General features: G+C 69.8%; 21 protein-coding genes and 1 riboswitch. Of the genes, 10 read left to right on the top strand and 11 right to left on the bottom strand.

Annotated elements, in window-relative coordinates:
* Positions 1-113: 113 nt before the first annotated feature.
* On the top strand, positions 114-1,433 hold the full coding sequence (locus AX018_RS14065) for an aminotransferase class V-fold PLP-dependent enzyme (protein WP_111878108.1): 1,320 nt from the start codon (positions 114-116) through the stop codon (positions 1,431-1,433).
* Between the two features lie 40 nt (positions 1,434-1,473).
* Here the strand turns inward: AX018_RS14065 and AX018_RS14060 are convergent, their stop codons facing one another.
* From AX018_RS14060 to AX018_RS14040, 5 genes are all read right to left on the bottom strand, one after another.
* Positions 1,474-2,748, bottom strand: coding sequence for an acyl-CoA dehydrogenase family protein (locus AX018_RS14060; protein ID WP_111878106.1), 1,275 nt, complete (start codon positions 2,746-2,748; stop codon positions 1,474-1,476).
* 51 nt (positions 2,749-2,799) lie between these two features.
* Positions 2,800-3,882 carry a phosphotransferase gene (locus AX018_RS14055; protein ID WP_111878104.1) on the bottom strand — a complete coding sequence of 361 codons (1,083 nt, stop codon included), beginning with the start codon at positions 3,880-3,882 and terminating at the stop codon, positions 2,800-2,802.
* 39 nt (positions 3,883-3,921) lie between these two features.
* Entirely contained in the window at positions 3,922-4,641 is a 720-nt protein-coding gene (locus AX018_RS14050) for a Crp/Fnr family transcriptional regulator (protein WP_111878101.1), read from the bottom strand.
* 250 nt (positions 4,642-4,891) lie between these two features.
* A complete protein-coding gene (locus AX018_RS14045; protein WP_111878099.1) occupies positions 4,892-5,671 on the bottom strand; it encodes an oxepin-CoA hydrolase, alternative type in 780 nt (259 codons plus the stop codon).
* 65 nt (positions 5,672-5,736) lie between these two features.
* Positions 5,737-7,257 (bottom strand): 3-hydroxyacyl-CoA dehydrogenase, encoded by a 1,521-nt coding sequence (locus tag AX018_RS14040; protein WP_111878096.1) that lies wholly within the window; start codon positions 7,255-7,257, stop codon positions 5,737-5,739.
* A gap of 115 nt (positions 7,258-7,372) precedes the next feature.
* Between AX018_RS14040 and AX018_RS14035 the strand changes: the two genes are divergently transcribed.
* Positions 7,373-9,628 carry a hypothetical protein gene (locus AX018_RS14035; protein WP_245951555.1) on the top strand — a complete coding sequence of 752 codons (2,256 nt, stop codon included), beginning with the start codon at positions 7,373-7,375 and terminating at the stop codon, positions 9,626-9,628.
* 112 nt (positions 9,629-9,740) lie between these two features.
* On the opposite strand, the gene AX018_RS14030 is transcribed toward AX018_RS14035, so the two are convergent.
* The 4 genes from AX018_RS14030 to thiO form a co-directional block, all read right to left on the bottom strand.
* Positions 9,741-10,652 (bottom strand): thiamine phosphate synthase, encoded by a 912-nt coding sequence (locus tag AX018_RS14030; RefSeq protein ID WP_111878091.1) that lies wholly within the window; start codon positions 10,650-10,652, stop codon positions 9,741-9,743.
* The gene (locus AX018_RS14025; protein ID WP_111878088.1) at positions 10,645-11,454 is read right to left on the bottom strand and encodes a thiazole synthase; all 810 of its coding nucleotides are present in this window, start codon (positions 11,452-11,454) and stop codon (positions 10,645-10,647) included. The genes AX018_RS14030 and AX018_RS14025 overlap by 8 nt, the downstream gene beginning before the upstream one ends.
* A gap of 82 nt (positions 11,455-11,536) precedes the next feature.
* On the bottom strand, positions 11,537-11,734 hold the full coding sequence (thiS, locus tag AX018_RS14020) for a sulfur carrier protein ThiS (protein ID WP_111878086.1): 198 nt from the start codon (positions 11,732-11,734) through the stop codon (positions 11,537-11,539).
* Positions 11,731-12,864 (bottom strand): glycine oxidase ThiO, encoded by a 1,134-nt coding sequence (gene thiO, locus AX018_RS14015; RefSeq protein ID WP_170146259.1) that lies wholly within the window; start codon positions 12,862-12,864, stop codon positions 11,731-11,733. Before thiO ends, thiS begins: the two co-directional genes overlap by 4 nt.
* Before the next feature lie 66 nt (positions 12,865-12,930).
* A riboswitch (TPP riboswitch) is annotated at positions 12,931-13,026 on the bottom strand.
* 69 nt (positions 13,027-13,095) lie between these two features.
* On the opposite strand from thiO, the gene thiD reads away from it, so the two are divergent.
* The 8 genes from thiD (at position 13,096) to AX018_RS13975 (ending at position 23,876) form a co-directional block, all read left to right on the top strand.
* Positions 13,096-13,998, top strand: a complete 903-nt coding sequence (gene thiD / locus AX018_RS14010; protein WP_111878083.1) for a bifunctional hydroxymethylpyrimidine kinase/phosphomethylpyrimidine kinase — start codon at positions 13,096-13,098, stop codon at positions 13,996-13,998.
* A gap of 31 nt (positions 13,999-14,029) precedes the next feature.
* Positions 14,030-17,977 carry a TOMM system kinase/cyclase fusion protein gene (locus tag AX018_RS14005; RefSeq protein ID WP_111878081.1) on the top strand — a complete coding sequence of 1,316 codons (3,948 nt, stop codon included), beginning with the start codon at positions 14,030-14,032 and terminating at the stop codon, positions 17,975-17,977.
* A gap of 27 nt (positions 17,978-18,004) precedes the next feature.
* On the top strand, positions 18,005-18,811 hold the full coding sequence (locus AX018_RS14000; protein ID WP_111878079.1) for a BMA_0021/BMA_0022 family TOMM bacteriocin: 807 nt from the start codon (positions 18,005-18,007) through the stop codon (positions 18,809-18,811).
* Positions 18,812-18,835: 24 nt separating this feature from the next.
* A complete protein-coding gene (locus AX018_RS13995) occupies positions 18,836-19,669 on the top strand; it encodes a class I SAM-dependent methyltransferase (RefSeq protein ID WP_245951554.1) in 834 nt (277 codons plus the stop codon).
* 59 nt (positions 19,670-19,728) lie between these two features.
* The gene (locus tag AX018_RS13990) at positions 19,729-21,918 is read left to right on the top strand and encodes a TOMM precursor leader peptide-binding protein (protein WP_111878074.1); all 2,190 of its coding nucleotides are present in this window, start codon (positions 19,729-19,731) and stop codon (positions 21,916-21,918) included.
* Between the two features lie 61 nt (positions 21,919-21,979).
* On the top strand, positions 21,980-22,900 hold the full coding sequence (locus tag AX018_RS13985) for an FHA domain-containing protein (protein WP_245951553.1): 921 nt from the start codon (positions 21,980-21,982) through the stop codon (positions 22,898-22,900).
* A gap of 153 nt (positions 22,901-23,053) precedes the next feature.
* Positions 23,054-23,503, top strand: coding sequence for a hypothetical protein (locus tag AX018_RS13980; RefSeq protein WP_146749317.1), 450 nt, complete (start codon positions 23,054-23,056; stop codon positions 23,501-23,503).
* A gap of 31 nt (positions 23,504-23,534) precedes the next feature.
* Positions 23,535-23,876, top strand: coding sequence for a hypothetical protein (locus AX018_RS13975; protein WP_111878066.1), 342 nt, complete (start codon positions 23,535-23,537; stop codon positions 23,874-23,876).
* 258 nt (positions 23,877-24,134) lie between these two features.
* Here AX018_RS13975 and AX018_RS13970 read toward each other — a convergent pair whose 3' ends face one another.
* Positions 24,135-25,223 (bottom strand): NAD(P)/FAD-dependent oxidoreductase, encoded by a 1,089-nt coding sequence (locus AX018_RS13970; RefSeq protein WP_245951552.1) that lies wholly within the window; start codon positions 25,221-25,223, stop codon positions 24,135-24,137.
* 19 nt (positions 25,224-25,242) lie between these two features.
* Positions 25,243-25,566: a ferredoxin FdxA gene (gene fdxA / locus AX018_RS13965; protein ID WP_111878061.1), complete on the bottom strand. Its 324-nt coding sequence runs from the start codon at positions 25,564-25,566 to the stop codon at positions 25,243-25,245.
* Between the last annotated feature and the right edge of the window lie 67 nt (positions 25,567-25,633).

Here is a 25,633-nt window from a genome sequence, read left to right as displayed (position 1 = left end):
CGCGCGCTGTGCGGGCGTGGGGCGCGGGTTCTGTCACATGGCGCGGGCATAAACCCGCCAGCGCGGTGTGCAGGGGCCGGTCCGTCCCGGCCGCGCAGCGCGAGGAATCCTCCATGCCGTCTTCCGGGGCGCACCGCCGCCATTTCCTGGGCACCGCCGCTGCCGCGCCCTTGCTGGCCTGGGGAGGCGCCTCGGGGGGCTCCGCATCCGCGCCGCAGCCCGGCTGGCCCGTGCTGCCCGCGCCGCGCGGCCCCATCGGGGCCGACGCCGCCTACTGGCAGGCCGTGCAGGGCCTCTACGACGTGGACCGGGGGGATCTGGCCAATCTCGAAAACGGCTACTGGGGTGCGATGGCACGGCCCGTGCTGGACGAATACCTGCATTGGACCGCCCGGATCAACCGCGAGAACACCGCCTATGCGCGCAACCGCATGGGCCCCGACTGGCGCGCCGCGCGCGAGGCCGTGGCCGCCGCCGCCGGGTTCGACGTCTCGGAGGTGGCGCTCACGCGCGGCGCGACCGAGGCCCTGCAACTGCTCATCGGCAACTACCAGCGCCTCTCACCGGGCGATGCGGTGCTTTGTGCGGACCTGGACTACGACTCCATGCAGTACGCGATGGAGTCGCTGGCCCGGCGCCGGGGCGTGCAGGTGGTCCGGATCGACCTGCCCGAGCCCGCGACGCGGCAGGCGGTGATCGATGCCTATGCCCAGGCCCTGGAGGCGCATCCCCGGCTCCGGCTGCTGCTGCTCACCCACGTCAGCCACCGCACGGGGCTGGTGCTGCCGGTGCGCGAGATCGCGGCCCTGGCACGGCAGCGCGGGGTGGATGTGATCCTGGACGCCGCCCACTCCTGGGGCCACATCGACTTCGAGCCCCGCGACCTGGGCATCGACTTCATCGGCTTCAACCTGCACAAGTGGATCGGCGCGCCGATCGGGCTCGGCTTTCTCTATATCCGCAAGGACCGGCTCGCGGACATCGACACCCAGCTGGGGGACCGCGACAACCCGGCCGACGACATCCGCTCGCGCGTGCACACGGGCACCGTCAATTTCGCGGCCACGCTGACCCTGCCCGCCGCGGTGCGGCTGCACCGCCAGATCGGCACGCCCGCCAAGGCCGCGCGGCTGCGCCACCTGCGCGACCTGTGGGTGGCCGAGGCCCGGCGGATGCCGGGCGTGCAAATCCTCACGCCGGACGAGCCCGGGATGAGCGGCGGCATCACCTCGCTGCGCGTGCGGGGCCATGCCACGGCCGCCGATGCCGGGGCCTTCGCGGCCCTGCTGCGCGACAAGTACCGCGTGCTGACGGTGGTGCGCACGGGCCTGACCCGGGGCCCGTGCCTGCGCGTGGAGCCGGCCCTCTATACCCGCGAGTCGGAGGTGCAGCGGCTGGTGGACGCGCTGCGGACCGAGACCCGCGGCGCTTGAGTACGGGGAGGGCGGGGAGCGCGGGTGCCCGCCAGAAGGTTCAGCAGCCCCGGGTGACGGGCACCTCGGCGTCGCGCCCGTAGGCCGCGTACTTGCCCAGCTCCCACTTGGCGATGGCGTTGCGGTGCACCTCGTCGGGGCCGTCGGCGAAGCGCAGCGTGCGCGCGCCGGCATAGGCGTAGGCCAGGGGGAAGTCGTCGCACATCCCGCCGCCGCCATGCGCCTGCATGGCCCAGTCGATCACCTGGCAGGCCATGCTGGGCGCCACCACCTTGATCATCGCGATCTCGGTCCGGGCCACTTTGTTGCCGGCCACGTCCATGAGCCATGCGGCCTTGAGCGTGAGCAGCCGGGCCATGTCGATCTTGCAGCGGGCCTCGGCGATGCGTTCCTGGGTGACCGTCTGCTGCGCCACGGTCTTGCCGAAGGCCGTGCGCGAGGAGGCGCGGCGGCACATCAGCTCCAGCGCGCGCTCGGCCAGGCCGATGAGGCGCATGCAGTGGTGGATGCGCCCGGGCCCGAGCCGGCCCTGCGCGATCTCGAAGCCGCGCCCCTCGCCCAGCAGCATGTTGCTGACCGGCACGCGCACGTTCTCGAACACCATCTCCACGTGGCCGTGCGGCGCATCGTCGTAGCCCAGCACGTTGAGCGGGCGCAGGATGCGGATGCCCGGCGTGTCGGCGGGCACCAGGACCATGCTCTGTTGCGAGTGCCTGGGCGCCTCCGGGTCGGTCTTGCCCATGGTGATGAACACCTTGCAGCGCGGGTCGGCCGCGCCGGAGATCCACCACTTGCGCCCGTTGATCACGTATTCGTCGCCCTGGCGCTCGATGCGCGTGGCGATGTTGGTCGCGTCGCTGGAGGCCACGTCGGGCTCGGTCATCGCGAAGGCCGAGCGGATCTCGCCCTCCAGCAGCGGCCGCAGCCAGCGCGCCTTGTTCTCCTCGCTGCCGTAGCGTGCGATGGTCTCCATGTTGCCGGTGTCGGGCGCGGAGCAGTTGAACACCTCGCTGGCCCAGGGCACGCGGCCCATGATCTCCGCCAGGGGGGCGTATTCCTGGTTGGTGAGGCCCGCGCCCTCGTAGCCCGAGGCGGCGGCCGAATCCACCGGCAGGAACAGGTTCCACAGGCCCGCCGCGCGCGCCTTGGGCTTGAGGTCCTCGATGGTCTTGAGCGCCGTCCAGCGCCGGCCGGCCGCGGTGTTGGCGGCCAGTTCGGCCTGGTATCCGGCCTCGGCCGGATAGATGTGCTGGTCCATGAACCGCAGCAGCCGTGCCTGCAGATCCCGGGTCTTGGGGGAGTAGTCGAAATCCATCGCGGTTCTCCGTTTGAAATCGTGGTGCCCGGCGGCCACGGGCCGCCGCGCCTACATGCGTTGCGCGAATCCCCAGGCCATCTCGGCCAGCGGCCGCGCGCCTTCGCCCGAGGTGCGGGCCTGGGCGCTGGAGGCCGTGCCGTCCTCCACGCGCTTGGCGATGCCCTGCAGGATGGAAGCGAGGCGGAACAGGTTGTAGGCGAGGTAGAAATTCCAGTCGGCGCGCAGCGCCTCGGGCGTGGCGAAGCCCGTGCGCTCGCAGTAGCGGCGGATGTATTCGTCCTCGGAGGGAATGCCCAGCGCCGCGTGGTCCAGCCCGCCGATACCGCGGAACATGCCGGGCGGGATGTGCCACGCCATGCAGTGGTAGCTGAAATCCGCGAGCGGGTGGCCGAGGGTGGACAGCTCCCAGTCGAGCACCGCGATCACGCGCGGCTCGGTGGGATGGAACATGAGGTTGTCGAGCCGGAAATCGCCATGCACGATGGCTGTGCGACCCTCGTCGCGGGCGCTCGCCGGCATGTGCGCGGGCAGCCACTCCATGAGCCGCTCCATCGCCTCGATGGGCTGGGTGACGGAGGCCACGTACTGCTTGCTCCAGCGGCCGATCTGGCGCTCGAAATAGTTGCCCGGCTTGCCGTAGCCCGCGAGGCCCCGCGCGGCGAAGGGCACCGTGTGCAGCGCCGCGATCACGCGGTTCATCTCGTCGTAGAGGGCGGCGCGCTCGCCGGGCTCCATGCCGGGCAGGGCCTGGTCCCACAGCACGCGGCCCTGCATGAAATCCATGACGTAGAACGCGCGCCCGATGACGGATTCGTCCTCGCACAGCGCGAGCATGCGCGGCACGGGCACCGGGGTGCCCGCGAGGCCGCCCATCACCTGGAACTCGCGCTCGATCGCGTGCGCCGAGGGCAGCAGCTTCGCCACCGGCCCGGGCTTGGCGCGCATCACGTAACTGCGCGCGGGCGTATTGAGCTTGTAGGTGGGGTTGGACTGGCCGCCCTTGAACATCTCCACCGCGAGCGGCCCGCTGAACCCTTCCACGTGGGCATCCATCCAGGCCGACAGCGCTTCCGCATCGAAGGCATGCGGCCCGGAGACGGGACGGGTTCCGATGAAGTGCTCGTAGGACATGGAGGGGGTGGCAGGGGGAGTGAGGGGCGGTGCCAGGGGTCAGTGGTCGGTTTCGGCGATGCGCATCAGGGCTTCACGGTCGCGCACCATGAGGCCGCCCGGTTCGATACGGATGGCCTCCTCGCGTTCCATGGCCTTCAGCTCCTGGTTCACGCGCTGGCGGGAGGCGCCCAGCAACTGAGCCAGCTCTTCCTGCGCGAGCTGCAGGCCGATGCGCACCTCGCTGCCGTGCGACAGGCTCGGGATGCCGTAGCTGCGCGCGAGGTGCAGCAACTGCTTGGCCAGCCGCGAGCGCAGCGGCAGGGTGTTGAGATCCTCCACCAGCCCGAACAGCTGCCGGATGCGCCGCGCATGCAGGCGCAGCATGGCTTCGTACAGCTCGGTGTGCACGGCCAGGATCTTGCGGAAATCGGCCTTGGCCACGCAGAGGATCGTGGTGTCCCCGTGCGCGTAGGCATCGTGCGTGCGCCGGTCGCCGTCGAAGATCGACACGTCGCCGAACCAGATGCCCGGCTCTACGTAGGTCAGCGTGATCTGCTTGCCCGAGATCGACGTGGAGCTCACGCGCACCGCGCCCTTGGCGCACGCGATCCACTCCTCGGGTGGATCGCCGCGGGCGGCGATCAGTCCACCGTCCTTGAAGCGTTTGACGTAGGCGCATCGGAGTATGTCGTGCCGCAGCGAGGGGGAAAGGGAGGAAAACCAGCGACCGGTATTGATCGCCTCTCGTTCTTCGATGGTAAGAATGGGGTCGTCCATGGTCTGTCTTTTGCGTGACTGGTGACCGTGGCATTGTCGCGCGCGGGACCTGGCCCACGGCCGTGCGGGCGCCGAGCCATGTCGCGTGCGCGTCTGCGGGGTGGGCGCGGGGCCCGGTGCCGGAGCACGGCGGCACCCGGGCGCGCGGGGCCATTCAGGGCTAGCGCGCGGCGGCCATTGAGGCACCGTACGGCACTTTTCAGGATTGCAGCGCCCGCACGTCGCCGTAAACGCTACATTGTTCGCTATCTTATTTGTAGCGTGGCGTGCGTTTTTCGAGGAAGGCCGCGATGCCCTCGCCAGCGTTCGGATGCTGCAGGTTGCGCACGAACTGGCCGCGCTCCTGCGCGAGCTGTTCCGTCAGCGTGCGCTGCGGCGCATCGGCCAGCAGCTCCTTGGTGCTCGCGAGCGCATTGGGCGCGCGGGCATTGAGCACGTCGGCCAGGGCGAGCGCGCCGGCCAGCGCCTCGCCGGGTGGCGCCAGGCGGTTGACCAGTCCCAGCGCGTGCAGCCGCTCCGCGCCGATGCGCTCGCCGCACAGCAGCAGCTCGGTGGCGAGCTGGCGCGGCAGGGCGTGCGCGAGGCTCCAGGTGGCGCCGCCGTCCGGCGAGAGCCCGACGCCCGCATAGGCCATCACGAAGGCCGCGTTGCGCGCCGCGACGACGAGGTCGCAGGCCAGCGCCAGCGAGAAGCCCGCGCCCGCCGCCGCGCCCTCCACGGCGGCGATCACCGGCTTGGGATAGGTGCGGATGGCCTCGATCCACTGGTGCAGCCCCTCCACGCCCTGGGCCTGCATCTCCGCGCCTTCCTGGCGCAGCGCCTGCAGCCGCTGCAGGTTGCCGCCCGCGCAGAAATGGCCGTCCGCGCCGGTGATCACCACGGTGCGCACATCCGGATTGCGCTCCGCGACGCCCAGCGCCTCGACCCCGGCCGCATAGATGGCCGGGTCGAGCGCGTTGCGCATCTCCGGGTTGCGGATGGTCAGCAGGAGGGTCTGTCCGTGGCTGGTGCTTTCGAGTCTCGCGGGCATGGCGTGGTGGCGGCGGTGGTGGGTGGGTGTGGGGCGTGGCGAGGTCTCAGATCGTGAACACGTTCTCAGTATTCTTCCTGCAGCAGGCTCAGGCCGATGGCGCCGCGGCGGCGCAGCCAGGGGCTGGGGCGGTAGCGCGGGTCGCCATAGACCGTTTGCAGGTTGAAGAGCACTTCGAGGATGTTGGTGGGCCCCCAGCGGTTGCCCATCGCCAGCGGGCCCATGGGGTATCCCAGGCCCAGCGTGACGGCGGTTTCCAGGTCGGCCGGGCTGCAGATGCCCTGCTGGCAGATGTCGCTGGCGATGTTGGTGATGGTGGCCACCACGCGCTGCGTCACGAAGCCGCCGCTGTCGCGGATCACGCTCACGGGCTTGCCATCGCGCGCGAAGAGGGCATGCGCCGCATCGCGGATGTCGGCGCGCGTGGCCGGGTTGGTGGCGAGCACGCGCCGGCGCGTGGCCCCGTCCTCGATCAGCATGTCGATGCCCACCGTGCGGGCCGGGTCGAGGCGCTCGACCACGGCCACGGTGGTGATGTCGAAGCCCAGCGGCGCCACGAGCGAGATGGCCTGGGGGGAGGGCGCGCTGCCGGTCTCGATCTGGGCGTCCAGGTCCTTGAGCAACTGGTACACCTCCGGGCGGCGCGCCGCGCGCGAGGACACCCACACCGGGGGAATCCGGTCCACCCGGGGTGCGGGCGGCTCGGCGGGCACCTGGGCTACGCCGTCCACGTAGCGGTAGAAGCCTTCGCCGGTCTTGCGCCCCAGCAATCCGCCCGCGAGCCGCTGCGCGGTGATGGCGCTGGGCCGATACCGCGGCTCTTCGTAATACTGGTGATAAATAGATTCCATGACCGGGTGGGATACGTCCAGCGCGGTCAGGTCCATCAGCTCGAACGGCCCGAGCTTGAAGCCGGCCTGGTCGCGCAGGATGCGGTCCACCGTGGCGAAGTCGGCCACGCCCTCGCCCACGATGCGCAGCGCCTCGGTGCCGAAGCCCCGGCCCGCGTGGTTGACGATGAAGCCGGGCGTGTCCTGGGCGCGCACCGGAGCGTGGCCCATGCTCCGGGCGTAGGCCGCCAGCTGGTCGCACACGGCCGGGTCCGTCTTCAGCCCGGCGATGACTTCCACCACTTTCATGAGCGGAACGGGATTGAAGAAATGGAACCCCGCGAGGCGCTCGGGGCGCTTCAGCGCCGCTCCGATCGCCGTCACCGACAGCGACGACGTGTTGGTGGCAAGCACCGTGCCGGTGCCGGCGATCGCCTCGATTTCGGCGAAAAGCGCCTGCTTTGCGTCCAGCCGCTCCACGATCGCTTCTATGATGAGGCTGCATCGGGCGACATCGCCCAGGCTGGCCATCGTGCCCAGGCGGCTGCGTAACTCGCCGGCCTCTTCATCGGTGATGCGCCCCTTGCCTACAAGGCGTTGCCATTGCTGCTGGATATGGTGAAGTGCCGTGTCCGCGGCGCCGGGGCGGCTGTCGAAGAGAAGAACCTGGCTGCCTGCCTGTGCTGCCATCTGGGCGATGCCCTGGCCCATGGCGCCCGTGCCTATGATGCCTACGATCGGGTAAGGGTTGGTCATGGAGCGCCATTATGGAGGCGGGGGAAAGATGGGCGTTATGTGCAAGAATGGTCCGAATAAGAACGCAACTATTGTGAAGCTAAGTAACGCGATACTTGGAGCAGGCCTGTCCGCGATGGCTTGCAGCGCCTCGGCCCTTTCCCTGGGCGCCAGCCACGGCACGGTCGTGCTGGGCGCTCCGCTGGACCTCGTCTTTGACGTGCAGCCCGACCCGGGCGGCGATGTGGCTTCGTCGTGTGTGCGGGTGCGCATCGTCTCGGGCGAAACCCCGATCGCGGACTCCAAGGTGCAGGTCGAGCCCATGGCGCCGGCGGCGGGCCGGGGGGCCGGCGTGCGCGTGCGCGCCTTCATCACCGTGGACGAACCCGTGGTCACCGCCACTGTCGTGGCGGGGTGCAGCGGCGGCGTTACCCGCCACTACACCTTCCTTTCCCAGTTGCCGGACTCCGCCGCGGCGTCCTCTTCGCGCCTGGTGGATATCGGCCAGTTGGCCGGGGCGGCGCCGGCGGCCAGCGTGCCCCGCCGCCCAGCGCCTGCAGCGGCAGGCGGCGGCCAGGAGGCCTCCGGTTCCCTGTCCTTGTCTTCAGCGGCGCCATCCTCCCCGCGCACCGTGCGTTCGCGCCCGGCCGCATCGGCTGCCGCGGCCCGCGTGTCCCGTGCTCCAGCGCCCGCTTTGCCGGTGGCCTCGGCCTCGCCGGCAGCGGACCGGGCCCGGCTGGTGATGGAACCCCTCGACGTGTGGCTGGAATCGCCGCTGCCGCTGCGCACCTCTCCCGAGCTGCCCACGGCCACTGCTCCCGCCACGGCCGAGCAGCGCGCGGAAGCCGCGGCGCTGTGGAAGGCCCTCAACACCCCCGTGGAGGAGATACAGCGCGCCGCCGCGCGCGCTGGCCAGCTGGAAGCCAGCGTCGCCACGGAGCGTGCCCGTGCCGCATCGGAGCGCGCCGCCGCGGCCGAATTGCGGCAGCGTCTGGAGAGTGCCGAAGCCGACAGTTTTCCCACCTGGCTGGGCTACGGCCTGCTGGGCCTGCTCGCGGTGCTGCTGGCGGCGATCGCCTGGCTCTGGAGCCGCGCGCGCCGTGCCGGCGAATCGGCCTGGACGCAGGCCGTCGCGGCCAGCAGCCAGCCACAGGCGCCGGGCGGGGTCGTGACGAAGGGCCCCGGCGGGCGCGATGCGCTGCAGGTCGAGCCGCAGCCTGCCGACGACTGGGCCAGCGCGCCGCAGAGCCAGCCCCCGGCCTCGCGCGTCACGCCCCGCGCACCCGGCCCGGCGGCCCCCGTCACCCGTCCGGCACCGCCACCGGCCGAGCCGGCGACGGTACCTGCCCGCGCCACGGCGCCCATGCCCGCGGGCCCCGCGTTCCCGACGTTCGCAGACTCGCTCTCGGGGGCGATCGTGGTCGAAGGGCCGACCATCACGCGCCGGGCTCCGCCGCCCCCGAAGCCGGCCGCGCCGCGTGCCTCGGCGCCGATGCCGCTGGAGGGCCGCTCGCCCGGTGCCCATCCGGAGGATCTCTTCGACATCCAGCAGCAGGCCGAATTCTTCGTGTCGGTGGGCGAGCACGAGCAGGCGATTGCCGTGCTCAAGCAGCACATCGCAGCCCACGGCGACACCTCCGCCTTTGCCTACCTGGAACTGCTGCGGCTCTATCACACGCTCGGACGGGTGGAGAACTTCAACCAGCTGCGCGATCAGTTCCACGCGCAGTTCAATGCATTCGTGCCCGAGTTCTCCGCGTTTCACCGCAGCGGTCGCACGCTGCAGGGCTTTCCGGAGGCTCTGGCGGAGATCGAGGCCGAATGGTCGTCGCCGGCCGTGCTGGGCATCATCGAGGGCTATCTCTTCCGCCAGTCGGACGTGCCTGACGCGCCCCAGTTCGATCTGGCCGCCTATGACGATCTGCTGCTGCTGCTGGCCATCGCCCAGACCACGCCCGCAAGCGCACGCGGCCCCGCGCCGCCGCGTTCCCGCACCACGCCGGACGAGGTGCCCGGCGACGAGGTGCTGGCGGCCCAGCCTGCGCTTCCTGCCTCTTCCGCAAGCGCGTTTTCCGTGAAGGAGGCGGGCAGGGATCAGGAGTTGCGTTCGCTCGATTCGCTCTCCGCCGGTCTTGAATGGGAGTCGCTGCCCACGCCGCTGCCCACGCCGCTGCCCCCTCCGCCGGCCCCGGCTCCAGAGCCACCGCCCGACTCCATGCTGGACATCGATCTCACCGATCCGCCGCATCTCACGCTCAGCGATCTGCCGCCGGTGCCGGTGACGGCGCCGCCATCGTCCGGCGAGCCCGTGGGCTTCGGCATGGACAACGACAAGCTGGAGCTGCGGCTGGAGCTGGAGGAAATCCAGCGCAAGCACAAACCCGGCGAGTGATCGCCGCCGGCTGTGCCGGCGTGAAAGCGGCGGGGCTGTGGCCAGCAGTGGCGGTGCGCTGCCGTTCAGGAGGCAAGAGAGGGCGAGGGCCTGCGCAGTGCCTGCCCGCCGCCTAAGCCACCATGCGCTGCATCAGGTCGCGTGCCGCTGCTTCCGGGTCCGGGGCATTCACCAGGGCGCGTACCACAGCGATCGATCCGACGCCGGAGGCGCGAACCTGCGCGAACTGCTCTGCCCCGATGCCGCCAATGGCCACTTGCGGATAGCCGCGCACCAGCCGCGCATAGCCTGCCAGCCGTGCCAGTCCTTGCGGGACGGTGGCCATCTTCTTGAGCGTGGTCGGAAAGATGGCGCCCATGGCGATATAGCTCGGCGCCGCAGCGTCGGCGCGCACCATCTCGGCATACCCGTGGGTGCTCACGCCCAGGCGCAGTCCGCTGGCGCGCAGCGTTTCGAGCGCGTGCGCGGGCAGGGCGTCCAGATCTTCCTGGCCGAGGTGCACGCCGTACGCACCCGCATCGATGGCGGTTTGCCAGTGGTCGTTGATGAAGAGGCGGGCGTCCGTGCCGCGCACGGCTTCCACTGCCGCGCGGACTTCGCGCGCGATGGCCTGGGGGTCGTCCGACTTGAAGCGCAACTGCACCGTCGGCACGCCCGCGCGTGCCATGCGGCCTACCCACGGGGCGTCGGGCAGCACCGCATACAGGCCCAGGTGCTGCGGGCACGGGGCGAAGGGGCGTGGGTGCGGGCGCGGCTGCAGCCGGAAATCCTCGGGGGCGTCGGGCCAGCGGGCCGGATCGAAGCGGCCCGTCCGATCGGTCTGTGCCTGCCAGGCGCCGGCCAGGCAGTGCGCATCCACGGCGATGAAGCCCAGGGTGCTGCAGGCCCGCAGTGCCGCGAGGTACACGGGCCCGGCAGGGGCGACCGGCGCTGGCGGGAGAGGCTGGGCGGGAAAATCCGCGAAGGCCGCCGCGTGGGCCTGCACGATGCCGTGCGCCATGCGCTCGATGTCCGTATCAGCCATGGTCGTGGTGCCAGAAGGGGGTGCCGAGCACGGGCGTACTGGGCTGGGCGGCGTCCTGTGCCTGCATGGCACCTGCCCGGCGCGCGGCGCGGCCGGCCTGCACCGCATCGGCGAAGGCTCCCGCCATGGCCACGGGGTCCTGTGCCAGGGCCACGGCGGTGTTCAGCAGCACGCCGTCGTAGCCCCATTCCATGACTTGGCAGGCATGCGAGGGCAGGCCCAGGCCCGCATCGACCAGCAGGGGCACGTCGAGCCGCTCGCGCAGCGTCTGCAGTGCATAGGGGTTGACGGGGCCCCGGCCCGTGCCGATCGGGGCGGCCCAGGGCATCACGGCCTGGCAGCCCACGTCCACGAGGCGTTGGCACAGCACGAGGTCTTCGGTGCAGTAGGGCAGCACGTGGAAGCCGTCGCGCACCAGTTGCGAGGCGGCCTCCACGAGGTTGAGCGTGTCGGGCTGCAGCGTGTAGTCGTCGCCGATCAGCTCCAGCTTGATCCAGGGCGTGCCGAACACCTCGCGCGCCATCTGCGCCGTGGTGACCGCTTCCTGGATGCTGTGGCAGCCCGCCGTGTTGGGCAGCACGGGAACGCCGAGGCCGCGCAGCAGTTCCCAGAAGCCGCTGCCGGCCTCCGCCGGATTGCTGCCCTGGCGGCGCAGCGAAGCCGTCACCATCGCCGGGCGGGCGCGCCGCACGGCCGCTTCGAGCACGCTGGGGGAGGGGTAGCGCGCGGTGCCCAGGAGCAGTCGGCTGTCAAAGCGCTGGCCGTAGAGGACCAGGGCATCGTCGGAGGCAGGGGATGGCATGGCAGTGAGGAGGGCAGTGACGGCGGGGCGTGGGGCCCCGGGGGGGGTGGAACGGGATGGTCCGCGGGCGAGGCGCCCGGGCTCAGCCGCCGGTGACCGGCGAGATGACCTCGACGCGGTCGCCGGCCTGCAGCCGCTGTTCCCCATGGCGCGCCTGGGGCACGAACACGGTGTTGACGGCAACGGCGAACGGGGGCTTGGCGGCGATGGCGGCCAGCGCCTGGGCCACGGTGGCCCCATCGGGCAGGTCGGTGGGGTGCTGGTTGATGATGACGTTCATGGCAGGGCGGCGGCGGGATCGTGCGCGGGGTGGAGATCCAGGGCCAGATCGAAGCGTGGTGCAAGCCGCGATTGTCCCTCGTTCAGCAATTCCATCACCACGTCGAGGATGGCCGGGGAGATCATGAAGCCGTGGCGGTAGAGCCCGTTGATCTGCAGCACGCGCGGCGAGGGCTGCCGGATCGCGGGCAGGTTGTCGGGCAGGGTGGGGCGGCATTGCGTCGCCACTTCCAGGATGCGCGCCTCGGCAAAGCCGGGGTGCACGGCATAGGCGGCGCTCAGCAGCTCCAGCGTGGAGCGCACGCTGGCGGGCGAGAGGTCGTCCGACTCGATCTCGGTCGCACCGATCACGAACACATGGTCTTCCTTGGGCGCGATGTAGATCGGGTAGCGCGGGTGCACCAGCCGGGTCGGGCGGCGCAGGGTGACATCGGGGGCGTGGAGCCGCACGACCTCGCCGCGCACGCCCCGCAGGGCCGGCCATTCGCCGCGGGCCCCCAGGCCCCGGCAGTCCAGGACCCAGTCGGGCTGGCCGGGCGTGCCCGGCATGAAGTCCGCAGGGGCCCGGGCGCTGTGCCAGTGCATCTGCACCCCCAGGGAGCGCATGGCGTGCTCCAGCGCCGCGAGCAGTTGCCGGTTGTCCAGTTGCCCCTCGCCGGGCAGGAAGAGCGACTGGTGAAAGCGTCGGCCCAGCGCCGGCTCGGCCGCCTCGGTGCCGGCGGCATCGAGGGCTTCGAGCGGCGGCAGCTCGGGCTGGGCTGCCGCCGTGCGTTCCAGCACGCCCCGCAGCCGCGCGGCCTCGGCCGCGTCCTGCCGGTGCCAGAGGATGAGCGTGCCCTCCTGCTGGAAGAAGACGGGCCATTCCAGGTTTGCCAGCAGCCGGGGCCAGCGCGTGAGCGCGTAGTGGCCCATGCGCACGACACCCGCTTCGGTCACGGCCGATTCGGCCAGCGGCGCGAGCATGGCGGCAGCGATCCGGGCGGCCGCACCCTGGGCATCGGGGCCCTGGGCCTCGTACACGGTCACCGCATGGCCCTGGCGCGCGAGTTCGACGGCCAGCAGCCGGCCCATGAGGCCCGCGCCCAGGATGGCGATGGAGGAATGCGGAGACAGCGGTGCAGGGATGGACATGCGGTGGAAATGCGTTCTCGTCATAGTGGGCGTGCGCGGACGGCGCACGGGACGCAGAACAGGCGGCAATCCACCATCGAAACTCCCCACGCCAGCATGACCTGGATCGGGTGCCGAGGGTATTTCTCAGCCGCGCATGGCGCGGCACCCCTGTTTCGTCCGTGCGCCGGATTACAGCACAGCACCGCGAACAGGATATTTGACATCGCGCATGAGCCATAATTTTTGCCTATGAATTCCCAGCCCCTTCACCCACCCCGAGCGTCGGCGGACGCCCTGGATGGACCTCGTTATGTGCGCGTACTGTCCATCGCGGGGTCCGACAGCGGGGGGGGGGCGGGAATCCAGGCCGACCTGAAGACCTTCGCGGCCCTGGGCTGCTACGGAATGACCGCCATCACGGCCATCACCGCCCAGAACACCCAGGGCGTGCGCTCCATCCACGGGGTGCCTCCCGCCGTGCTGCGCGACCAGATCGACGCGGTGGTGGAAGACATCGGCGTGGACGCGGTCAAGATCGGCATGCTGCATGACCCCGAGGTCGTCGAGGTGGTCGCCGATGCCATCCGCCGCCACGCGCTGCCGCATGTGGTGCTCGACCCCGTCATGGTCGCCACCAGCGGCGACCGGCTCATCGCCCCGGAGACCGTGGGCGTGCTGGTGAGCGCGCTCTTCCCCCTGGCCGCCGTGGTGACGCCGAACCTCGACGAGGCCGGGATGCTGCTGGGTCGCGGCATCGCGGATGAAAGCGCGATGAAAGCCGCCGCCCAGGATCTCCTCTCCCTCGGCGCCTCGGCCGTCCTGCTCAAGGGAGGGCACCTGCCGGGAGATGCACTGGTGGATGTGTTCACCCTGCGGGGCGAGGCGCAGGCCCTGCATCTGCGTGCCGCGCGCATCGCCACCCGCAATGGTCACGGCACGGGCTGCACCCTGTCCTCCGCGATCGCCGCCCATCTGGCGCTGGGGCTGGGGCTGCGGGAGTCGGTGGCGCAGGCCCATGCCTATGTGCAGGCGGCGATCCAGGCCGGGGCGCTCGTGCGCACGGGCCATGGCGCGGGTCCTCTGGACCATGGGCATGCGCCCGTGGCGCAGCGCATCCATGGTGTCCCGGCCCCGGCCGGGCGAACCCGTTGATTCGGTGCCAGCGGCGAGATCAGGAGTACGCATGAGTTTTCGTCCACCGGACCCCGGACAGATCCGGGAAACCTTTGTCACGCATGGCGAGCTCGCTCAGCGGTATGTCCTGCAGGACGTGATCGGCACGGGCTCCTACGGCACCGTGTTCTCCGCGGTCCAGCACCAGACGCGCCAGAAGGTGGTGCTGAAGTTCGTCCGCATCGATGAGGATGAGCGGCTCTTCAAGCGTTTCCGCCGGGAGATCGCGGCGTGCGCCAGGCTCCATCACCCCCACATCGTGCAGTTGCTCGACGAAGGGGTGTGCGGTCCTTACGTCTTCGCGGTGTTCGAGTTCGTCCCGGGGGTGACCCTCCGGCAGATGCTGCAGCGGCAGGGCGCTTTTCCTGCGGCGGAGGCGGGCCGCCTGATGCTCCAGGTGCTGGATGCCATCGCATGTGCCCATGATGCGGGCATCGCGCACCGCGATCTCAAGCCCGAGAACATCATGATCGGCGCCTCGGGCCTGACGTCGCATGCCAAGGTGCTCGATTTCGGCATCAGCACGCTGCTGCCCGGCTTCGGCGACGCGCACTCCACGCAGTTGACGCGCGATGGCGAGTACGTCGGCACGCCCGCCTACAGCGCACCCGAGCAGTTGCGCGGCGAGGCCGTGACGCCCCAGGTGGACCTGTATGCCTGGGGATTGATTTTCCTGGAGTGCCTGACCGGCCGCGTGCTGACGGGCGAGTCCACCGCCGAGATCTACCAGCGGCAGCTCTCCCCGCAGGAAATCAGCCTGCCGCGGGCGATTCAGGGGCATCCGCTGGCGGAGTTGCTGCGCAGCGCGCTGCGCAAGAGGCCCCAGGACCGGGCCTCCTCGGCGCGGCAATTGTGGGAAAAGTCCTCCATGCTCCGTCTCGACGACCTGGTCGGGGTCTTGCGGGTCCAGGCGAGCTCCGGCGCGAGCGGGATTGCGCCCACGGTCGCGTTCGGCACGCCCCACGAGGAAAAGCGGCAGCTCACGCTGCTGTACTGCGGCGTTTATTTCGCGCAGCCGCCGGAGGCCGGGGACGAAGACGCCGCGGAGCGGCAGGAGATGTCCCAGCGCAACGTCTTGCGCCGACTCATCGACATCGCCGTGCAGCGCGGCGGGACGCTGGGAGGCACCCTGGGCACGCACTTCCTCGTCACGCTGGGCTATTCCGTCAATGCCGAATCCGATGCCCGCCAGACCGTGCAGATCGCCCGGGAGCTGGTCCGGTCATGCGCGGGAGCCGGCGGCGACGAGGTCTGCTGGGACGTGCGGGTGGGTTTGCACACGGGCACCGTGCTCATCGAAAGCGGCTCCGTGGTGCCATGCCGCGCGCTGAATATCGCCATGCTCATGGAAGGGGCCGCGTCCGACGGGCAGATCGTGGTGAGCGAGGCCGCGCGCCAGAGGTTGAGGCACCATGCCAAGTTTGCGCCGCAGGGCGGCGTGCGGCTGTCCGGCTCCGCCACGGAGACGCCTTGCTACGGCTTGCTGGAGGATGAGGGCGCCGGGGCTTCTCCGGTCTGGCAGCGGGAGTCCGTCGGACGGTGGCGGGAGCTGCTGATGCTGCGGCGCAACTGGCGATCCGCATGCCGGGGCGAGGGCCGTGCGGTGGTGGTGCGCGGAGAGGCCGGTATCGGCAAATCCTGCCTGAGCGAAACATTTCGATGGCATGTGGAGAGCCGGGAAGGGGTGGCCTTGCACGCCACATGCTGGCCAGAGCAGGAAAACAGCGCCCTGGCCCCCATGCTGGCATTGATCCGCGCGCAGTGCGGCGATGCGGGCGATGCGGATGACGTCGTCGTGGCCCGCCTTTCCCGGATGCTCGAATCATCGGGTTGCGACGTGGAGCGGGTGCTTCCGATCTTCTGCGTGTGGCTTTCCCTGCGGGCGGGTGCGCACCATGTGACGGACATCGCGCCGGCCCTGCAGAAAGCGCTGCTGATGGAGGCTTCGCTGCGCTGGCTGAAGCTCAAGGCCGGCGAGGCGCCGGTGCTGCTGATCGTGGAGGATCTGCACTGGGCCGATTCCGCGACCCTGGATTGGCTGGCGGAGCTGACCGAGGCCATGGCGCATGAGCGCTGCATGCTGCTGGTGACGGCCCGGCCGGAATGGGAGGCTCCCCCGCGCATGCACGAGCGGCTGCAGTCGCTGGAGCTGGGCCGGCTGGGGCCCGCGGAAGCCGCCGCGATGGTCCGGCACGTGCTGGCCCCCCGGCAGGTATCGCGCGCGGTCATCGACCACGTGGTGGCGCGCACCGATGGCGTGGCCTTGTTCGTCCAGGAGCTGGCGCGCATGCTGCTCGAGACCTGCCTGGTCGAGCGCGGCGGTCAGTGGGATTTCGAGGAGCATGCCGATCTGGATGCCATTCCCATCACGCTGCGCGACTCCCTGGAGAGCCGCTTCATGCAGCTCGGCTCCGCGCGCGAAGTGCTGCGCTGGGCGGCCATTTGGGGGCGGCGGTTCGATGCCGGGCTGCTCCCGGACTGCGGGTTGCAGGATGTGTCCGCCAGCCTGCGGACGCTCGTGGACGTAGGGCTGCTGATGCCCGCGGAAGCCGCGGGCCAGTACCTGTTCCGGCATGCGCTGATCCGGGATGCCGCCTACGACAGCATGCTCGCGACCCAGCGGGTACGCATGCACGGGGTCGCCGCGGAAGTCCTCCTGCGGCGCCGCGAGCGTGTGCGGGACGAGGAGCCCGGCGTGCTGGCGCACCACTACGCGCTGGCGAAGGACTACGCGAACGCGGTTCCCGCGGGATTGGCGCAGCTGCGCATGACGCAGCACCGTTCGCTGAACGACGGAACGATCACCTACGCCAGGTCGGTCGAAGACTGGATCGACCGATTGGACGAGTCCGCCCGGTGGGAGCCGAGGCTGGCACTGAACGGCTACGTGATCCAGGCGCTGATGAACAAGCATGGCTGGGCCCATCCGCAGGTGGAGCAGCGGATCGCGATGTCGCAGGACATCGTGAAGCGGGACATCTCCGTGGAACTGCGGGTCCAGCACATCGGGTTCATGCTCACCTACCACCATGTGGCGAGCCACCGCGCGGAAGTGATGCGCCTGGGCCTTCAGCTGCAAGAGTTGGCGCGCCAGCGCGGCGACGCGGGCATTCGCGCGGTCGCTTCCATCTGGATCGGGCTGGCTTTCTATTCCGAAGGGCAGTTCGAGGAGGCAGAGCGCTTCCTGTCGGAAGCCGTGGACGGCCATCGCGGCGACGCATCGGACTACCACGCCTCCCAACTGGGGCTCGATACGGTGTCCTGGGCGCAGACCGCGCGTGCGCTGGTTCGCTGGGGCTGCGGCTGGGATGCTCCGGCCCGGGAGGATGCGGAGCAGGCCCTGGAGCGTGCGCGTGCGCTGGCGCACATTCCTTCGATGGGCATGGCGATGCTGTACAAGGCGCTGGGCCACCTGGGGCGGCAGGAACTGCACCATGCCCGGCAGGTGGTCGATGAACTGATCGAGTTGTCCGGGCGCTATGGCTTGCCGGCCTTCCGCGGATACGCGGAGGTCATCCGCTGCTGGGTGGCGGACGACCTCGAAGGGGCCGACGCCGCCATCGAGGCGCTCTGGAACATCGGCTGCAAGTACTGCCAAACGTATTACCGGGCATTTGCCGCCGAGATCCTGGCCCGGAAAGGCCGCTGGACCGAGGCCGCGGACCGCGTGATCCACTGCCTGCAACTGACCGAAGAGCTCGGCGAGGGCATATACACTGCGGAGTTATGGCTGCAAAAAGCCAAGTATCTGTTGCTGGGGCATTCGGGCACCGTTGATGTGGTCGCGGCATTGAAGCAGGCGGTCCAGGTCGCGCGTGCAGGGGGCAAGCACCGTGTCGAGGCGGAAGCCTTGTGGCGCCTGCGCGGCCTGGATCCTGCGTCATGGACTGACGGGGACCAGGGCCGGTTGCAGGCTTTGTTGGGTGTGCGTCCAGAGCTGGAAGCATCCCTGCGTTGACTCGATGATGAAGAGGAGGAGTGTGCGATGAGTTTTGCTCAACAACAGCCCGGTGATCCGTTGCTGGAATTCCGTTTGGCCTATCTGCGTGCGATCGCCAAGTCGTGGAGCGAGCCCGATTACCGCGATCGGTTGCTGAAGGTGAAGGATATCCAGCCGATCCTGAGCGAGGACTTCGGGTTGAGGACCATCTGGCCCTGGCTGGATGTGGTGTTGAACCGCAGTGACGATCCCCGTGACCAGACCCTCTGGAAGCCTGTGCTGACCGCGGGCTGGATCGGTCTGGACGATGCGTTCGAGATCGTCTTCCCCCAGGCGCCCTCCGAGCGGGCGACGGAGGCCCTGGCAAGCTATTACCAGCTGTTCCCCACCCTGATGGGCGCATCGGCGCTGCTGGGCAATGACCCTGTTCCTCCCCAGGGACCGTCGCACGTGGTGGATGCCGCGCTGCCCACCGGGCTGGGCATTCCCGGGGGCGATCCGGGCTCCCTGCTGGCGTTTGGCGGCGTGGTGCTGCGCGCCATCGCCCTGGCCTGGCAGTCGAAGGAGTTCAAGGCGGAACTGCTGGACCCCGCCTCCTCCAATGTGGCGTCGGTGCTGAGCCAATGGCTGGGGTACAACAACCCCTTCAACTTCTCCATCAAGTTCGTGCCGAATGAGGCCCTGGTCTGGGATGCCTCCGCGAACTGCTGGAACCGCCGCAATCCGGATGGCAGCCTGATCAAGAACCGCATCGTGCTGAACTACCCGAATGCCCCCGAGGCGCAGGAGTTCTGGCCGATCTCCCTCACGTCCTACAACAACACCGGAAGCGCCTACCCGTTCACGTGCTGAGGGTCTGCCGTGCTCCGTGAAGGGTTGAGTGGCCTCGAAGACGCGTGGTACGCGCTTCGAGGCAGTTCGGTCACCCTGGCACTGACACTGAGTGCGAGAGCCTCTCCACTGGCGCGGCAGATCGACGCGCAGTGGGAGGACGCCTGGGCGGAGCGGCTGCTGGAGAAATGCCCCTGGGATCTGCGCCCGGTGGCCAATGACGAATCGCTCGTGCGGGCGATCGTGGTGCGCAGCCGGATCTTCGACGACCATGTGCGGGACGCCTGCGCGCAGGAGGATGTCCACGCGGTGGTGAGCGTCGGTGCCGGGCTGTGTACCCGCTGGGGGCGGCTCGCGGGCGTGCGGGGCGTGCAACGCTGGATCGACGTCGATCTGCCGGAGGTGATCGCCCTGCGGCGACTTCTCCTGGAGGACGGGGCGCGGGACAGCCGCTTCGTGGCCTGCAGCCTCTCGGAGCCAGCCTGGCTCGACGCCATTCCCTGGCAGCGGGGGCGGTTGTTCGTCGTGCTGCTGGAGGGCGTTGCGCCCTATGTGCCGGAGGCTGCCATCCAGGGCATGCTGCAGGCGCTGGCACGGCGGGCGCGGCAGGAGGACTGCCGCTGCCGCGTGGTGCTCGACTATCTGCATCGGGACTTCGTGCCGGTCGCGGCACTGCAGGCGGGGCCCGCCGTGTTGCCGGTCGTGAGCGGATTCCGCGATGCCAGCGAACTGGATTCAGGGCGCTCCGGCTTTCGCGTGGTGCACGAGTGCGAGCCGTTCGGCCTGTTTTCCGATGGCCACCGGCGATTCGAGAGCGATTACCGGATGCGCCATGGCCATGCGCCTTACGCCGTGGCCTGCCTGCAACTGGAGCGCTGATTCCGGGCCTGCGGCCGCGCCGCCCGCAGCCCAGAGTCGCGCCGAACCCACGAACGACCATGGATTGGTTCCATTCCGTGCCTGACTGGCACCCCAGATTCCGTCCGGTACTGCCCGGGGCCGAAGTCCATGGGGAATCTTCCTCCGACCTCGTGCTGGTGGAGGAGGGGGGCGCACTCCGTTTTCCGCTCGCGCAGGTCGGCGTCCTCGCCCACCTGGTCGCCAGCGGGTTGTCCCCGGCGGCGTGGTGCGCTGCCGGTGGCGATCCCCGGCACGTGCCCGGCCTGCTGTGGGCCATGGAGTCGCTGGGGCGGCAAGGCTATCTGGTCGAGCGGGGCGCGGAAAGGGCCGGATGGTTCGTTCCGGACGTGCAGGTGCCACCGCTGCGGCACGCCACCACCGCCGGGCGCGTGACGCTGCTGACCCGCCAACCGGGGGCCGTGGAGGGCTTTCCGTGGAGTGACTGGCTGGCGGCGTGCACTGGCACGGACGCCGGCGATCTGCACGTGCTGGTGTGCGACGACTACTTCGACCCCCGGCTGAAGGATGCGTGGGCGCAAGCGCGCGGCCCCGGCCAGCCGCGGTGGTGGCTGCCTGTGCGCGTGGGCGGCTCGGTGGCGATCGCCGGGCCGCTGCTCGACACGGCGGGGCAGGAGGGGCCCTGCTGGCATTGCTTCTTGCACCGTCTGCGGCGCAACAGCCCCGAGCGCGACTGGCTGGCGCGGGAGTCGCCCGACTCCCACGGGCTGGTGCCCCTGCCCTGGAATCTGCAAGCGGCCCGGACGCGGCTGGACGGGATGCGGGACGCACTGCGCCGGCTGGTGTCCGAAGCCGTTCCGGGGCGTTTTGCCACGCTCAGGGACGGCGAGGGCGGCACGCCGCAGTGGCACGGGGTGCGGAGCCGGCCGCAGTGCGATGGTTGCGGCGATCCTGGCTGGATGGGGCGGCAGGCCCGCCATCCGGTGCGCCCCGGCGCCGTGCGCGCCCTGGCGGGCGCGCATGGAGGGGCCCGATCCGTCACGCCAGAGGCGACCGTTCAGTCCTTGCTGCCGTGGGTCGATGGGGTCGCGGGCGTGGTGACGGAATGCACTCCGCTGCCCCGGGGGGCGGTGGATGCCATTGCCGTCTATCGCAGTGCCTTCCATCCCGTGTGCGGCCCGGACGGATGGCCCGCTGCCGCGCGCTGGTGCCTGGGCAAGGGCATGACGGATATCCAGGCCCAGGCAAGCGCGCTGTGCGAGGCCGTCGAGCGCTATGCGGCGTGCTTTCAGGGCGACGAGGCCTGGACCGAGGCGCGGCCGGCGGATCTGCCCGGCCCGGGCTTCGGCCCGGAGGCCCTCGTGTTCATCAGCGACCGACAGCGTGCCCGGCCCGGTGCGCAGGATGATCGCGTGCGGCGGCTCGTTCCCCATGGGCCTGCCGAGGCCTTGGCGTGGGCTCCGGCATGGTCCTTGACCCGCGATGCCCCGTGCTTCCTGCCGCTGGCCCACTGCTATTCGGGCGTGGCCGGGCGCTGGTCGCGCCATGGTGAGTGGAACTCGAACGGATGCGCCGCCGGCAACTGCATCGAGGAGGCCGTCCTGCAAGGGCTGCTGGAAGTGGTCGAGCGGGATGCGACGGCCATCTGGTGGTACAACGAACTGCCGATGCCGGCTTTCGATCTGGACCGCGTGGCGGCGGGGCAAGTGCGCCTCGTGCAGCGCACGCTGGGGCCCGAATGGTCGTTCTGGGCGCTGGACTTGACCCACGACCTGGGGATTCCCGTGGTGGCCGCCGTGGGGCAGCGAGACGGGGCCTGGGCGCTGGGCTTCGGGTGCAGCCTGGATGCGGCCATGGCCTGCGAGCGGGCCTTGACGGAACTCGTGCAGCTCGTGGCCGTGGGCAAGACGCTGCCGGCGCACTGGAATGGCCTGCGTGGCGCGTCCCCCCTGTTTTTGTGGCCTGCCGGGCAGGATAATCGGCGGACCAGGGGCACGCGCCGATCCGGCGAGGATGAACAAGGCTTGGGCATCAGTGCGGACATCGCGGCCTGCGTGGCGGCGGTCCGGGAATGCGGCATGGAGGTGGTGGTGCACGACTATTCGCGCCCGGACATCCCGCTGCGCACCGTCAAGACCACGCTGCCCGGCGCATGCCATATCTGGCCGGAGCTCGCGAATCCGCGGCTGTACCGCGTGCCCGTGGCGATGGGGTGGCGCGATGCCGCGCTGAAAGAGGAAGAACTCAATCCGTGGCCCCTGTACGTCTGATTTGAACGCGTCCTGACAGAGCACGATGGCGATTTTGCGCAACCTTCCGAGCGGACGGAGCATGGTGCTCCGCCCTCTGCATACCTTTGGCCGGCATCCGGACTCATGCCGCACCGTGCTGCAGGAGGCCGACATCTCCAAGCTCCACGCCCTGGTGCGCTGGTCCGGCACGCGGTGGGAGCTGTGCGACCAGAGCCGCAATGGCACCTTGCTGGACGGGCAGCGGCTGGCCCCCGCCCAGTGGCATGGCTTGCAGGTGGGGTCGGAGATCCGTTTCGGTGCGTCGTCCGCCGGCGCGTGGAGCCTGATCGATGCGTCTGCGCCCAGGACGGGCCTCTGGCCGCCGGGGGGCGAAGGCGTGCTGCGGGTGCTGGATGCGCAGGAGAACCTGCTGCCCAACCCTTCGCAGGCCGATTCCAACGTGTTCCAGCTGGAGGGGCGCTGGTGGTGGGATCGCATGGACCGCGTGGTTCCGCTGCTCGACGGCCATATCGTGCAGGCGGGAAGCCAGCGCTGGGAGTTCATCCTCTGCGAAGACCTCGGCATCACGCAGGATCTTCCCCGTACACCGCCGGTATCGGCCTCGCCGGCGGCGGTGTTCGACTTTCACCTGAGCCAGAACGAGGAGCATGTCAACCTGGACATCCATCTCGAAGGCCGGGACCTGCCGCTGGGCGAGCGCATCCACCACTACACGCTTGCCACGCTGGCGCGGCATCGCCTGCAGGATGCCCGGCGCGGATTGCCCCCTCCCAGCCAGGGCTGGCTCGGTATCGAGGATCTGGCACGCATGCTGGGCGTGGATGTTCCCCATCTGAACATCCAGCTCTTTCGGGCACGCCGGCAGATCCAGAACGCGCTCGGCATCGCGCGGGATACGGTGGTGGAGCGCCGCCGGGGCGAGGTGCGCTTCGGAGACCACGCGTTCCGTATCCGCAAATGCGGGCTGCCGGAAGGCGAGTTGCTGGCACCGGTTTTGTAATCTCTTGTAATGGGCTGCTGCCCGGTTCTTCTCTAAATTACGGGCTACCGCGTCACGAGACGCAGACATCCAGACAAGCCCGGTTGGAACAGAGGGGGCGCCAGGGGTGAGAAATCCTCCTGCGCCATGGACCGTTCAAGAGAGAAGAACCCTATGCAGCCACAACGTTTTTTGATGCGCGCCTGCGGATACCTGCTGGCGGGTGCCGTGCTCAGCGCATGCCAGACGGCTCCGCAAAGCGCCCCGAAGGCAGAAGTCGCCGTGGCGGCCGAAGCGGCGGCTGCAGCGGATGCCCCGTGCACCGTCTCGCAATCCGCGTTCAACCACATCTACCAGCGGCATTGCACTCCGTCGTCGGGGGCGGACCAGCTCCTGGGCGTGTATTGCCAGAACGCCGCATCGGCGCAGCAGTTCTGCCGCATGGTCCAGTCCGCTCCGAGCAAGTACCGCGTCGTCCAGCCCGATGGCCGTATCCGGTATGACGCGAACCTGGGCAAGGTGGTGGGCACGGCGGGCCAGCGCTGCGGGCGAATGATCATGGACACCAGCGGCAACGTCGTGACCGAGTTTCCCGAGTCCTCCAATGCGCCGCCGACTTGCTGATTAAGAGGGTCTGGCCCCTGGAGCGCGCGCCGTGAGACGCATCACGTTGATCACCGCCGCGAAGCCGCAGGGCGGGGGCGCGGAAGTTGCGGATCTGTGGCAGCCGGAGTCTCTGTGGGAGTCGCACTACCGGGATGTGATGGACACCGCCCCCGCAGAGGGGCCCCTGTTCACGTTCTGGAAGCACTACTACGGTGCATCGGCGGAGATGCTTGTCGAGGGAGCCGACCTGTTGCGCTGGAGTGAGGAGTGCGAGGCGGTTCTGGCCCGGTTTTCGTCGCAGGGCCCGCTGAGCGCGTTCCTGCGGGAGCTGGGAACACATTGTCTGCAGGCCCACCGGCTCGGAGCGGGTCTGCAGGTGATTGCTGATTGAAGAAAGAAAACGGCTGACCAAGCCGGGGAGGAGAAGCGAGTGCATCGCTAAAAGAAGAAGCCGTGCCATTCCTGAGGGGGAAGCGGTGCGGGGCACGGGCCCATCTGCATGCATGCAGATGGGCCTTTGCTTTTTTCATGCGGGCCTGCAATCCAGGAGATCACTGCGTTGCTTCGCCTAGCCGCGCTACGGCACTGTCTGCAGCTTCGCGCCTTGTTCTCTCCTGGATGGCAACCCCGTATCAGCGGGGTATCCGGATCAACGGGCCGGGGCCGATGGGGGCGTGACCCCCAGTCTTTCGTGCAGCCGGGTGCTGGTGGTCGTGTATTGCAGCGCCACCGGGGCGCCCGAGATGTGCTCCGCCGCCGCGAAGGCCGCGAGCGTGGCCTCGTGGAAGCCGCAGAGGATGAGCTTGCGCTTGCCCGGGTAGGTGTTGATGTCGCCCACGGCGTAGAGGCCCGGCACGCCCGCCGAGAACGTGGCCGTGTCCACGGCCAACTGCTTGCGCTCCATGGCGAGGCCCCAGTCGGCGATGGGCCCCAGGCGCGGGGAGATGCCCAGGCACAGGAGCAGGGTGTCGAGCGGCAGCCGCTGCTCCGTGCCCTGGGGGTCGAGGACCTTCAGAGCGGCGAGCAGGCCGCCCGGCAGTGATGGCTGCGCGGCGGTTTCGAGGCCGGTGATCTGCCCGGCGACCACCTGGATGCGGCCGCTCTCGCGCAGCGCCCGCAGGCGGGCCAGGGCTTCGGGCGCGGCCTGGAAGGCATCGCGGCGGTGCAGCAGCATGACGCTGGCGGCGGCCTGGGGGCCGGCCTCCGCGCTCGCGATGGCGCGTGCCACGGCGGTGTCCTCGCCGCCGTGCACGACCACGTGCCGGCCCGCCGTGTCGGCCGGCTCTTCGTGGTGGAAGACCTGCGTGCCAAGAAAGCGCTCGATGCCCTCGATCTTGAGCGTGCGGGGCACGAAGGCGCCCACGCCGGCGGCGATGACCACGGTGCGGGCCAGGAAGGTGGTGCCGGCGGTGGTGGCCAGCAGGAACTGGCCGTCGGGCCCGGGCTGCAGCGTGGCGACCTGCTGGGAGAGATGCAGGCGGGGCGCGAAGGGCGCGATCTGCCGCGACAGCAGCGCGACCAGTTCGCGGCCGGTGCAGACCGGCACGCCGGGAATGTCGTAGATGGGCTTGTCCGCGTACAGCTCGGCGCACTGGCCGCCGACGTGCGGCAGCGCATCGATCACGTGGGCCTTGATGCCCTGCAGGCCGAGCTGGAAGACCTGGAAGAGGCCCACCGGGCCCGCGCCGATGACCACGGCATCCGCGGCGATGGGGGCGGTGGAAGAAGGGGCGGGCACCGGGTTCAGGGGCGCAGGGTCAGCGGACCAGGTCGGAGACCTTGCCGGGCTTGCCGTTCCACTCGTCGGCATCGGGCAGCGAGGCCTTGCGCTTGGTGATGCTCTTCCACTGCGGGGCGAGCTCGGCATTGATCTTGATGAACGCCTGCTGATCGGCGGGCAGGTCTTCCTCGGCGTAGATGGCGTTGGCCGGGCACTCGGGGATGCACACGGCGCAGTCGATGCACTCGTCGGGGTCGATCACGAGGAAGTTCGGACCTTCGCGGAAGCAGTCCACGGGGCACACGTCCACACAATCGGTGTACTTGCACTTGATGCAGTTTTCAGAGACGACGTGAGTCATGAGAGGAGATTTCTGGATCGGGGGTAACCCGCAATTTTAGGGCGGTTCGGGCCCGGGGCCCGGCGCC

It is taken from the genome of Paracidovorax anthurii (genome assembly GCF_003269065.1).
GTDB lineage: Bacteria > Pseudomonadota > Gammaproteobacteria > Burkholderiales > Burkholderiaceae_C > Paracidovorax > Paracidovorax anthurii.
Note: the sequence above shows the minus strand (reverse complement) of the source record. Positions and strands in the feature narration are given on the sequence as shown.